Consider the following 11,801-nt stretch of genomic DNA (forward strand, 5'->3'; position numbering starts at 1 on the left):
GGGACGGGCCGGGGTACCTGACCCCGGCCCGTCCCACGTTCACAAGTCGCGGACCCTTACGAGCCGCTCCGCTGCCCTGGCAGACTGCTCGCCCGGCTCCCGACATACGGGTCCCGCGCATGCTCCGCCGACAACCCGACCGCGCTGGCCGCAGCCGCCGTACGACGCGCCTGGATCGGGACCGGGCTCTCCGAGTGCGGGGCACGGTCGTGGCCGTGACCCGGGCCGTGCCCGTGTCCCTGGCCGGCCGTGGTCGGCGTACCCATGCCGCCGCCGGGGCCACCCTGCGCCCCACCCACCGCACCGTCCGGATCCTGCACCCGCTCACCCTGCGGCCTGCGCGCCCGGTACGCCGCGCGGTACGCGGCCGGGGACGAGCCCAGCTGGCGGCGGAAGTGGCCGCGCAGAGCCACCGGCGAACGGAAGCCGCAGCGGCCCGCGACCTCGTCCACCGAGTAGTCCGACGTCTCCAGCAGGCGCTGGGCCTGGAGGACGCGTTGCGTGATCAGCCACTGCAGAGGCGCGCTGCCCGTCAACGAGCGGAACCGGCGGTCGAACGTCCGACGGCTCATGTACGCCCTCGCCGCCAGCGTCTCCACGTCGAACTGTTCGTGGAGGTGCTCCAGCGCCCAGGCGACGACCTCGGCGAGCGGGTCGGCGCCGATCTCCTCTGGTAAAGACCGATCGAGGTAGCGCTCCTGGCCGCCCGATCGGCGCGGCGGGACCACCAGTCGGCGGGCCAGCGCACCGGCCGCCTCGTTGCCGTGATCCGTCCGCACGATGTGGAGACAGAGATCGATACCCGCGGCGGTGCCCGCACTTGTCAGTACGTCCCCGTCGTCCACGAAGAGTTCCCGTGGGTCGACGTGCACGGACGGATAGCGCTTCGCCAGTGTCGGCGCGTACATCCAGTGTGTCGTCGCCGGGCGGCCGTCCAGCAGGCCCGCCGCCGCGAGGACGAACGCGCTTGTGCACAGGCCTACGATCCGCGCACCCTCTTCGTGCGCCCGGCGCAGTGCGTCGAGCGCCTCCTCAGGTGGCGGCGCGGTGATCGAACGCCAGGCGGGCACGACGACCGTGCCTGCCCGAGCGATCGCCTCCAGGCCGTTCGGCGCGGTCAGTTCCAGCCCGCCGGTGGTTCGCAGCGGGCCGTCCTCTCCGGCGCACACCAGCAGTCGGTAGCGCGGCACTCCGGCATCCTGGCGGTCGATCCCGAACACCGAAAGTGGTATGGAACTCTCGAAGATGGGGCCGCCGCTGAACAGCAGCACCGCGACGATCTCCTTGCGGCGTCGCCCGGAAAGTTTCCGGGCCGCGGCTTCCGGCGCGGCAGTGGAGTCGTGGCTCATACTGCTAAGCCCCCCTCGGTGGTCGCGGCTCCTCGGTTGTGTCGCTCCTGCACGTTTCCCCTCGGTCCTGCACGAGTCCCCCGCCGTAGACAGTCAAGATCGAATCTACTGTGTCGCATGATGCCGAGGTGACCAGTTCGGTACCCGGCAGATTGTCGACTTGGCAACTTGGCGTAAAGCATTCGATCACGAAGCGTTGCACTCGTGGGCCGTGCAGGGAAGTGCGCCTCGTCGTAGTGGCCAATCCGCGTAGGGTGCGCGGGCCCGTCTGGACCCTTTCAGTGCAGGTGGAACAGGGGTTTGGGGGTTGTTCGGCCAAGGGATGTGCGGTGGCCGGAAGTTGGCTGAAAAGCATCGGGCGCGTGCGCGAAAACAGGTCAGTCGACCGGTGTAGTTCCGCCGGAGTGTCGACCGCCGCGCTGGGTAGTCGAATGGGTTCGGCTGTGCCGCCCCCGGTGCGCGGCGCTCTCCTCGGCCGGCGTCCGGGCCGCGCCGCGCTCGGACTGCCGCAGCAGCACCCGGCACACCCCTGTCACGGCCGCCAGCCCCAGCGCCGTACCGGCCGCGCCGCCCAGCGAGGTGCCGTAGAGGACGAGCACCACGGGGACCAGGACGCAGCTGAAGGCCGCCCAGCGGACGAGGTCGCTCGCGGAGTCCTGCGTCGGTGAGGTCATGACTGCTCCCTGTGACGGTGGGTCACCGGGTTCAACGCTTGTTCGAGCAGTCGGTCACTGGTCGATCGCCGGCCGGTCACTGGCCGATCGCCGACCAAGGGTGTCCGGAAGACGTGCGTGATCGTGATCGACGTAGGCGAGAAGTACGCGAACCCTGTGGAAACAGCCTGTACGTGGCAGCAACCATTGCGTTACGGGCACCCCCTCGTGCATGCTCCCTGGAACCCCGTCCGGGGCCTGTGCGAGCTATGGGCTAAGGAGGCGTGCCGCCGTACCCTTGGGGGTATGGGGTTGGGAAGATGATTCCCGGACACAGCTCCGACGCACACTGTCGTCCCACATCACGTCGTCCCATCACGAGGATCAAAACGCCGAGACACCCATGGCCGGTCACGAATTCCTGGATCCCGCGGACCGCAAGCGCCCCGTCGCCGATCACACGGCGGCCGAGCCCTTGGCGGCGGAAGAATCACGTCAGTCCTGCGACCCCGCGTTCAAGCACGGTGTCGTCGTCGGTTTTGACGGCTCGACGTCGAGTGAGCGCGCCCTCGCCTACTCCATCGGCATGGCCCACCGCTCCGGTTCGGGCCTGATCATCGTGCATGTCGCCAACCGGCTGCCCACCACGGTGTGGGCCGGCTGCGAGCCACCTGTCTTCGTCGACGTGCCCGACCACCGGACCGAGGTCCTCGGGCTCGAACTCGCCTGCGCGGACTATCTGGCCGAAGTGCCCTGGATCCTTGTCGAGCGTGGCGGCGACATCTGCCACGAACTCGAAGAGGTGGGGCGGGAGTACGAGGCCGACGCGATCGTCGTCGGCTCGACCCACGGGATCGTCGGCCGGATCTTCGGGTCGGTGGCGGGGCGGTTGGCCAAGCGGGCGCAGCGGCCGGTCGTCGTCATCCCGTAACTCCCGCTCCGATTACCCCCTTTGGCCTCCGCTCCTTCCGGTGGGACGTGCAAATCTACTTGCGCGTAGATGTGTTTGTGCGCTTGTGAAGGGCATATACCGGTCACCGCACAAGCTGGTTCTTCCGCGGCGTGCTGCCGGCCGGGGTGTGACGGCCACCGGTTAGCTGCGCAGGCTGGGGGTTTGGGCGGCCCTCGGTCATATGGCGAACCCCCCGTGGTTGGTGGCAACACGGGGGGTTCGTTTCTGTTCGTTGGCCTCTGCGGGTGCGTGGGGGCTGGTCGCGCAGTTCCTCGCGCCCCTTTGGGGAGCGTCCCTCTGAACGTCTATTCCACCGTTACCGACTTCGCCAGGTTCCTCGGCTTGTCGATGTCCCGGCCCAGGGCCAATGCCGTGTGGTATGCCAGGAGTTGGAGGGGGATGCCCATCAGGATCGGGTCCAGTTCGTCCTCGTTCTTCGGGACGACGATCGTCTGGTCGGCCTTCTCCTGGTGCTGGTGGGCCACCGCGAGGATGGGGCCGCTGCGGGCCTTGATCTCCTCCAGGGCGGCGCGGTTCTTCTCCAGGAGGTCGTCGTTCGGGACGATCGCGACCGTGGGGAGGGCCGGCTCGATGAGGGCCAGCGGGCCGTGCTTCAACTCCGAGGCGGGGTAGGCCTCGGCGTGGATGTACGAGACCTCCTTGAGCTTCAGCGAGGCCTCGCGGGCCACCGGATAGCCCCGTACGCGGCCGATGAAGAGCATCGAGCGGGCCTCGGCGTACTGCTCGGCCAGCTTCTTGATCCCCTCCTCCTGGTCCAGGATCTCGGTGATCTGTCCGGGCAGCCTGCGCAGGCCCTCGATGATCCGCTTGCCGTCCCGGACGGAGAGGTCGCGGGTGCGGCCGAGATGCAGGGCCAACAGGGCGAAGGCGACCGTGGTGTTGGTGAAGCACTTGGTCGAGACGACGCAGACCTCGGGGCCCGCGTGCACGTACATCCCGCCGTCCGCCTCGCGGGCGATCGCCGAACCGACCACGTTCACGATGCCCAGCACCCGCGCGCCCTTGCGCTTCAGCTCCTGTACGGCGGCCAGCACGTCGTACGTCTCACCGGACTGGGAGACGGCGACGTAGAGGGTGTCGGGGTCGACGACCGCGTTGCGGTACCGGAATTCGGAGGCCGGCTCGGCGTCGGCGGGGATACGGGCCAGCTCCTCGATCATCTGGGCGCCGATCATGCCCGCGTGGTACGAGGTGCCGCAGCCGAGGATCTTCACGCGCCGCACGGCACGCGCCTCGCGGGCGTCCAGGTTGAGGCCGCCGAGGTGGACCGTGGAGAAGCGGTCGTCGATCCGGCCGCGCAGGACGCGGTCGACGGCGTCGGCCTGCTCGTGGATCTCCTTGTGCATGTACGTGTCGTGGCCGCCCATGTCGTACGACTCGGCCTCCCACTCCACGGTGGTCGGCTCCGCCGTGGTGCTGGTGCCCTCCGTCGTGTACGTGCGGAAGTCGTCGGCCTTCAGCGTGGCCATCTCGCCGTCGTCCAACGTCACTATCTGCCGCGTGTGGGTGACCAGCGCGGCGACGTCCGAGGCGACGAACATCTCCTTCTCGCCGATGCCCAGGACGACCGGCGAGCCGTTGCGCGCGACCACGATCCGGTCGGTGAAGTCGGCGTGCATGACGGCGATGCCGTACGTGCCCTCGACGATCCTGAGCGCCTGGCGGACCTTCTCCTCCAGGGTCTCCGCCTGGGAGCGGGCGATGAGGTGGGTGAGGACCTCGGTGTCCGTCTCGGAGAGGAACTCGACGCCGTCGGCTTCGAGCTTCTTGCGCAGGTCGGAGGCGTTGTCGATGATCCCGTTGTGGACGACGGCGACCTTGTTGTCGGCCGACATGTGCGGGTGCGCGTTGTGGTCGGAGGGGGCGCCGTGCGTGGCCCAACGGGTGTGGGCGATGCCGGTGGTGCCGGCGAAGCGCTTGGGGACCTTGGCCTCCAGGTCCCGGACCCGGCCCTTGGCCTTGACCATCTTCAGGCCCGCCGCCTTCGGCGAGGTGACGACGATGCCCGCCGAGTCGTAGCCGCGGTACTCCAGGCGCTGAAGGCCTTCGAGGAGCAGCGGCGCCACGTCACGCCTGCCGATGTATCCGACAATTCCGCACATATATGGGTACCTGGTCCCTAGCCGTAGACGATGCGGCGCAGCTGGCGGAGGGTCAGCTCCGGTGGTGCGACCGCGCGGTATTTCAGGTCCGCCTCGATCCGGTCGAAGATCGTCGCGTTCACCAGGCCCTGGCCCTGGAGTTCGCGGTGGCGGCGACGGACATATTCCTCGGTTGTCTCGTCGAAGTAGGCGAGAACGTCCTGAATCACCCGGAGCGCCTCACCCCGTGCGAGGGGTGTGGTACGCGTCAGATGATCAACGAGTTCGTCGTGCACTCGACGATCCTGAGGTAAAGCGCTGGCAATCGCAAGAATCCTGCCCGATATCGGGCAACGGTCTGTTGAAACTCTTATGGGACCCTGTTCGGGGCCTGTTCATCCTGTGTCCTGCGTAGCGATGGCTGCCCAGAGCACCTTTTTCAGCCATGGACACTCCTCGCATGGGCGTACCGGAGCAGCTCGCCGCGCGCATGAGCATGGCCGAGCAGCACGAGTACCTTCGCGCCAAGTTCTCGCGGCGCACGATGATCAGAAGCGGCGCCGTCACCGTGGGCGCCGTCGCGGGCGGTGCGTTCGTGCCGGGCGCAGCCCAGGCCGCCACGCGGACCTCCGTACCGACACAGACGTACAAGCAGCCCGAGAAGGTCGACGGCGCGCTCGTCGCCCCCTTCGGCCGGCACCTCGCCTGGGGCAACGACCCCCGCACGGAGATCACCGTCTCCTGGCAGGTCCCGGTCGCGGTGAAGAAGCCCTTCATCCGGATCGGCGCCCACCCCTGGGACCTCTCCCACAGGATCGACGCCGAGATCCGCACCCTCTACACCCCGGCCGGCGTCGGCGTCAGCGCCGACCACACCCAGTACTACGTGCACGCCAAGCTCACCCACCTGCGCCCCGGCAGGACGTACTACTACGGCGTCGGCCACGCGGGCTTCGACCCGGCCGAGGCGCATCTGCTGGGCACCCTCGGCACCTTCACCACCGCGCCCGTGCACAAGGAGCCGTTCACCTTCACGGCCTTCGGCGACGAAGGCGTCGGCTACCACGGCCTCGCCAACAACAGCCTGCTGCTCGGCCAGAACCCGGCCTTCCACCTGCACGCCGGCGACATCTGCTACGCCGACCCGTCCGGCTCGGGCCAGACCTCGGACACCGGCTTCGACTCGCGCATCTGGGACCAGTTCCTCGCGCAGACCGAGTCGGTCGCCAAGTCCGTCCCGTGGATGCCGGCCTACGGCAACCACGACATGGAGGCCTGGTACTCGCCCAACGGCTACGGCGGCGAGGACGCCCGCTGGAACCTCCCCGACAACGGCCCGGACCCCAAGAACCTCCCGGGCGTGTACTCCTTCGTCTACGGCAACACGGCGGTCATCTCGCTGGACGCCAACGATATTTCGTACGAGATCCCCGCCAACCTCGGCATCTCCGGTGGCACGCAGACCAAGTGGCTGGAGGCGCAGCTCAAGAAGTTCCGTGCCTCGAAGGACGTCGACTTCGTCGTGATCTTCTTCCACCACTGCGCCTACTGCACCTCCACCGCGCACGCCTCGGAGGGGGGCGTGCGCCAGGAGTGGGTGCCGCTGTTCGAGAAGTACACGGTCGACCTGGTCATCAACGGCCACAACCACCAGTACGAGCGCACGGACGTCATCAAGGCGGGCAAGGTCACCAAGAAGCTCCCGATCGGCGGGACTTCGTACCCCGAGACCGACGGTGTCGTCTACGTGACGGCGGGCGCGGCGGGCCGCAGCCTGTACGCGTTCACCGCCCCGCAGTCCTACGAGGGCCACGAGAACGAGGTCGACTCGGTCGCCTCCTTCATCAACACCAAGGACGGCAAGGTCAACGAGACGGTCACCTGGTCGCGCGTGCGCTACCTCGACTACTCGTTCCTGCGCGTCGACGTCACCCCCGCCTCCCGGGGCCGCCTCGCCACGCTGACCGTGCGGGGCATCGCGGAGATGGGCGAGGAGGTCGACCGCTTCACGGTCGCGCGCCGCGTACGCTGAGCGTGCGCGTATGCCCCGAAGGCAGGGCGTACGACACCAACAGGCGGTTCTTCGGCGCGAGTTGCATGTCTTTCATGTGGCTCTACATGCGCCGGAGGACCGCCTGTTTGGCGAGGGCGAACTCCTCGTCCGTGAGTACGCCCGACTGATGCAGTTCGCCGAGTTCACGGAGTCGGCGGAGCTGGGCGTCGTGGTCGTGTTCGGCGGGCGGTGCGTTGTCGGGTGTTGATGGTGCCGCTGCGGCAAGTTCCTTCGGTGGTACGTCCGTTGCGGGCGCCGTCGGATGCGGCAGGCGGGCCTGGACGGCCGCCGCGACCAGGGCCATCAGCGGGTCCTTCTTGAACCCCCACAGCTCGACGGAGTTGGGGTCGTACTTCGGCGGGGCCTTGGTCGGCGCGTGCCGCACACCGAAGCGGAGATAGCCGTTCTCCAGGCCCACCGCCGGATGCCACTCCACGGCCGCGATGTCGGCGACGGCCAGGGAACGGGGGCCGGCGGCGGCCTTCGCGTCCTCCGTCTTCCAGTTCCACTCCAGCCGGACGTGCTCACCGTCGAAGGTCGCGGTGCCGTCCCCGGCCGACACGGACAGCGGTACGGCGGGGCCGGGCAGCAGATAGCGGTCGACGGCGCCGGCCGGCACCTCGTCGAGCAGCAGCGCGTTGCGGACCTCGTCCACGAAGTACTCGGCGACGCCGTACCGGTCGGACTCGACGTTCAGCAGATACGGGTCGTTGGGCTCCGCCAGCTTGCCGCCGGTCGCCTGGAGCAGTGGGTCGGCGCCGTCGCGCAGCCGGATCCTCAACCGCCCCGACTTTCTGCCCTGTTCGAAGGAGACACCGGCCAACGAGTGGAGGGGGACGGCGAGTTCGCCCAGGGTCTTGCGGAGCAGGCTGACGTTCTTGTCACGTCCAGGGGTGAGCCGGAGGGCGTCGCCGTCGAAGACCCACGTGCCGTCCTTCTGGATGATTTCCGCCATGACGGCAATTGTTCCCGATACGTACGACGACGGGCACCTCGGAGGACCGTACTCCGAGGTGCCCGTCTGTATGGGGGGCGGGTGTTGCGGTGTCGCTACCGCTACAGACCCGCGATGGGGTTTTTCAGGTTGCCGACGAGCTGGAGGGCGCCGGCCGGGTCCGCGAGGTCCACCATCTGCTCGTTGTTGCGCAGTTGGAGGCGGTTGAGGCAGGACAGGGAGAACTCGGGCGCGAACATGTCGTACTGCTTGAACTTGTCGGCGAGTTCGGGGGTGGCCGCCTGGTAGTCGTGGACGGTGTCGGCGACCGTCCGCCAGAAGTCGTCCTCCTCCAGGACGCCTTCGGTGGCGAGGTTCGCGGCCAGGAAGCGGAAGAAGCAGTCGAAGACGTCCGTGAAGATGGACAGGAGCTTCTTCTCCTCCGGGACGTCCACGCGCAGCCGTTCGACCGTCGGCGGCAGGACCGCGTCCGGGTCCATGACGGCGATCTCCTCGGCGATGTCCTTGTAGATCGCGCGCTGCACGGAGCCGTCCTTGAGGACGAGGATGACGTTCTCGCCGTGCGGCATGTAGACGAGGTCGTAGGCGTAGAAGCTGTGCAGGAGCGGGGTGAAGTAGGCCCGGAGGTAGCCGCGCAGCCACTCCTTCGGGTTCAGGCCCGACTGCTCGATGAGCGCCGAGGCGAAGGAGCGCCCCTCGTGGTCGACATGGACGAGCGAGGCCATGGTGGCCAGCGACTCGCCGTCCCCGAGGGACGACACCGGGCTCTCGCGCCAGAGCGCGGCCAGCATCTTGCGGTACGGGGAGTAGCGGTCGGTGGCGGCCTCGTACTCCAGGTGGCGGTAGCCGACGGCCGCGCGCTCACGGATGATCGACAGGCCCGTGGACTTCAACACCGGGTCGTTGTCGATGAGTTGGGCCAGCCAGTCGTTGATGGCCGGGGTCGCCTCCATGTAGGCGGCCGAAAGCCCGCGCATGAAGCCCATGTTGAGGACCGAGAGAGCCGTTTTGACGTAGTGCTTCTCGGGGTTGGACCGGTTGAAGAAGGTCCGGATGGACTGCTGGGCGAGATACTCGTCGTCGCCCTCGCCCAGGCAGACCAGATGCTGCTGGGCGATCTCGGCTGCGAAGGTGACGGTGAGCTTGTTCCACCACTGCCACGGGTGCACCGGGATGAAGAGGTACTGGGCGGGGTCGAGGCCCTGGTCGCTGAGCTTCGTACGGAAGCGGACGACCGTCTCCTGCCCCAACTCCGCGCGCAGGAAGGCCTCGTACTCGATGCCGACGCCCGCCGTGAAGGCGGCGCGCGAGCGGTGCGCGGCCAGCCACACCAGCCGGACCGGGCTCGCGGTCTCGGGTGCGTACGAGAGGTACTCGTGCACGCCGAAGCCGAGCCGTCCGTTGTTGGCGACGAAGCAGGGGTGGCCCTCGGTCATCCCGGTCTCGATCGCCTGGAAGTCGCTTCCGACGAGGTCGGCGACGGGGATCTGCGGCTTGGTGAGTTTGTAGCAGGTGCCGGAGAGGGTGGAGGAGATCTCCTCCAGATAGACCGGGAGGACCTCGTCGCTCAGGCCGAGTGATTTCTTCAGCTCGATGAAGAAGTCGAGGGCGGAGAGCGGGAGTTCGGCCCCGTCGCGGTGCCGGGAGATGGAGTCGGCGTCGACCTGCCAGTGGTCGAGGGCGTGACGTACGGCGGTGAAGCGGTAGCGGGTCAGACCGTCGTCGCCGAGTACGGCGTAGCTGTCCTCCCTGCCCTTCTCGGGCTCGGGGGTGATGAGCCGCTCGTGGGCGAACTCGGCGAGGGCTTTGCGGATCAGGAGGCGGTTGGCCTGTGCCCAGCGCTCGGGGGACAGGTGCGCCACGGCGTCGGACAGGGTCATATCGCTACTCCTCGGGCTGCCGCACGGGCGGTCAGGAACTGTTCGCGGGTGCAGAAGCTCAACAGCGCCCGCTTCTCCGGCTTCTGGATCTCGCGCTCGGCCACGAAGCCGACGGCCTCGTTCAGCGCGTGGACGGCCTTGTTGGTGACGTCGGGCTCGACGACGACCCGGCGGGTGCGCGGGTCGGCGAACAGCTCGTCCATCACGGCCGTGATGACGGCCCGGGTGAAGCCGTGCACGGGTGTGTCGGTCGCCGGCACCAGGAAGTGCATGCCGACATCGCCGGGCTGCGGCTCGTACAGGCCGACCAGTTCGCGGTGGACGGGGTCGTACTTCTCCATCAGGAAGGCGGGTACGCCGTCCCGGAGGCCGAGGAGAGCGTGGTGGTGCTCGTCGGCGGCGACGTCCATGTAGGCACGCTCGACGTCTTCGAGTCTGGCGTCCTGCATCATCCAGAAGGCCGACTTGGGGTGCGTGACCCAGGTGTGCAGCAGCTCGGCGTCCTTGAGGGGGTCGAGCGGCCGGAGGGAGAGATTCATGGATGTCGCAGAGGTCATGGAGGTCATACGGCGAACTCCTGGAAGGCGATGGTCTTCTCGACCGGGTAGTACTCGCTGCCGAGCAGCTCGCCGATGATGAAGCTGTTGCGGTACGCGCCCATGCCCAGGTCGGGCGAGGTGATCGAGTGGGTGTGGACTCCGGCGTTCTGGAGGAAGACCCCGCGTCCGGTGGTGTCGATCGCGTAGTTGCGGCCGATGTCGAAGTTGCCCTGGGTGTCGTAGCGCAGCCGGTCGCGCACCGGCTTCAGGAACTCCGGCTCGGCGTACTTGTAGCCCGTGGCCAGGATCAGGCCCTGGGTGTCCAGGGTGTACTCCTTCTCCTGCTCCTCCTGACGCAGACCGAGCGTGTACGTCCCGCTCCCGCTCTCGTAACTCACGCTGTTGAGCGCGGAGTTGGTGAGGAGCCGGGTGGGGACCGGGCCGCCGAGGTTCTTCTGGTAGAGCAGGTCGAAGATCTCGTTGATCAGCTCGCCGTCGATGCCCTTGAACAGGCCCTTCTGGTCCTGCGTGAGGCGGTAACGGGTCCGCTCGGGCAGCGCGCGGAAGTAGTCGATGTACTCCGGGGAGGTCATCTCCAGCGTCAGCTTGGTGTATTCGAGCGGGAAGAAACGCGGCGAACGCGTCACCCAGTTGAGCCGGTAGCCGTGGACGTCGATCTCGCTGAGGAGGTCGTAGTAGATCTCGGCGGCCGACTGACCACTGCCGACGAGCGTGATCGACTCCTTGGCCTGCAACTCCCGCTTGTGCCGCATGTACTGGGAGTTGTGGATGAAGTCGCCGTCCAGGTCGGCGCACGCGTCCGGGATGTACGGGGGAGTGCCGGTGCCGAGGACGAGCTTGCGGGCCCGGTAGAGGTCACCGGCGACCGTACGGACGACGTACAGCTCGTCCTCGTCCTGGTAAGTCACCTCGGCGACCGTCGTGTTGAAGCGGGCGCTCGTCAACTTGTTGGCGGCCCAGCGGCAGTAGTCGTCGTACTCGACTCGCAGCGGATAGAAGTTCTCGCGGATGTAGAACGAGTACAACCGCCCCGATTCCTTCAGGTAGTTGAGGAAGGAGTAGGGGGAGGTCGGGTCGGCGAGGGTGACCAGGTCCGACATGAACGGCGTCTGGAGATGGGCGCCGTCGAGGAACATCCCCGAGTGCCACTCGAAGTCGGGCTTCGACTCCAGGAAGACGCCGTCGAGTTCGTCGATCGGCTCGGTGAGGCAGGCGAGGCCGAGGTTGAAGGGGCCGAGACCGATCCCGACGAAGTCGTAGGTCCTGTTGCGGGCTTCAGCAGTCTTCTTCATGGCTG

Annotated in this window: 10 protein-coding genes; 2 read left to right on the forward strand and 8 right to left on the reverse strand. The window is 67.8% G+C overall.

Going from position 1 to position 11,801, the window contains the following annotated elements:
• Nucleotides 1-56 precede the first annotated feature (56 nt).
• Both ACWDR4_RS24820 and ACWDR4_RS24825 read right to left on the reverse strand, forming a co-directional pair.
• Nucleotides 57-1,349, reverse strand: coding sequence for a helix-turn-helix domain-containing protein (locus ACWDR4_RS24820; protein ID WP_450411734.1), 1,293 nt, complete (start codon nucleotides 1,347-1,349; stop codon nucleotides 57-59).
• Between the two features lie 377 nt (nucleotides 1,350-1,726).
• On the reverse strand, nucleotides 1,727-2,023 hold the full coding sequence (locus ACWDR4_RS24825) for a hypothetical protein (protein ID WP_450411736.1): 297 nt from the start codon (nucleotides 2,021-2,023) through the stop codon (nucleotides 1,727-1,729).
• A 382-nt stretch (nucleotides 2,024-2,405) separates the two neighbouring features.
• Between ACWDR4_RS24825 and ACWDR4_RS24830 the strand changes: the two genes are divergently transcribed.
• A complete protein-coding gene (locus ACWDR4_RS24830) occupies nucleotides 2,406-2,933 on the forward strand; it encodes a universal stress protein (RefSeq protein ID WP_105974383.1) in 528 nt (175 codons plus the stop codon).
• Nucleotides 2,934-3,259: 326 nt separating this feature from the next.
• On the opposite strand, the gene glmS is transcribed toward ACWDR4_RS24830, so the two are convergent.
• Both glmS and ACWDR4_RS24840 read right to left on the reverse strand, forming a co-directional pair.
• Entirely contained in the window at nucleotides 3,260-5,077 is a 1,818-nt protein-coding gene (gene glmS, locus ACWDR4_RS24835; RefSeq protein WP_450411738.1) for a glutamine--fructose-6-phosphate transaminase (isomerizing), read from the reverse strand.
• A 17-nt stretch (nucleotides 5,078-5,094) separates the two neighbouring features.
• The gene (locus ACWDR4_RS24840; RefSeq protein ID WP_450411740.1) at nucleotides 5,095-5,352 is read right to left on the reverse strand and encodes a hypothetical protein; all 258 of its coding nucleotides are present in this window, start codon (nucleotides 5,350-5,352) and stop codon (nucleotides 5,095-5,097) included.
• 164 nt (nucleotides 5,353-5,516) lie between these two features.
• Here ACWDR4_RS24840 and ACWDR4_RS24845 point away from each other — a divergent pair, with 164 nt between their 5' ends.
• Nucleotides 5,517-7,088 (forward strand): purple acid phosphatase family protein, encoded by a 1,572-nt coding sequence (locus tag ACWDR4_RS24845; RefSeq protein ID WP_450411891.1) that lies wholly within the window; start codon nucleotides 5,517-5,519, stop codon nucleotides 7,086-7,088.
• An 82-nt stretch (nucleotides 7,089-7,170) separates the two neighbouring features.
• On the opposite strand, the gene ACWDR4_RS24850 is transcribed toward ACWDR4_RS24845, so the two are convergent.
• The 4 genes from ACWDR4_RS24850 to ACWDR4_RS24865 form a co-directional block, all read right to left on the reverse strand.
• Nucleotides 7,171-8,064, reverse strand: coding sequence for a DUF4429 domain-containing protein (locus ACWDR4_RS24850; RefSeq protein WP_450411741.1), 894 nt, complete (start codon nucleotides 8,062-8,064; stop codon nucleotides 7,171-7,173).
• A 101-nt stretch (nucleotides 8,065-8,165) separates the two neighbouring features.
• Complete coding sequence (locus ACWDR4_RS24855; protein WP_450411743.1) at nucleotides 8,166-9,944, reverse strand: IucA/IucC family protein; 1,779 nt, start codon at nucleotides 9,942-9,944, stop codon at nucleotides 8,166-8,168.
• On the reverse strand, nucleotides 9,941-10,501 hold the full coding sequence (locus ACWDR4_RS24860; RefSeq protein WP_450411893.1) for a GNAT family N-acetyltransferase: 561 nt from the start codon (nucleotides 10,499-10,501) through the stop codon (nucleotides 9,941-9,943). The genes ACWDR4_RS24855 and ACWDR4_RS24860 overlap by 4 nt, the downstream gene beginning before the upstream one ends.
• Nucleotides 10,502-10,506: 5 nt before the next feature.
• A complete protein-coding gene (locus ACWDR4_RS24865) occupies nucleotides 10,507-11,796 on the reverse strand; it encodes a lysine N(6)-hydroxylase/L-ornithine N(5)-oxygenase family protein (RefSeq protein WP_450411745.1) in 1,290 nt (429 codons plus the stop codon).
• Between the last annotated feature and the right edge of the window lie 5 nt (nucleotides 11,797-11,801).

This window comes from Streptomyces sp. NPDC000878 (genome assembly GCF_053599695.1).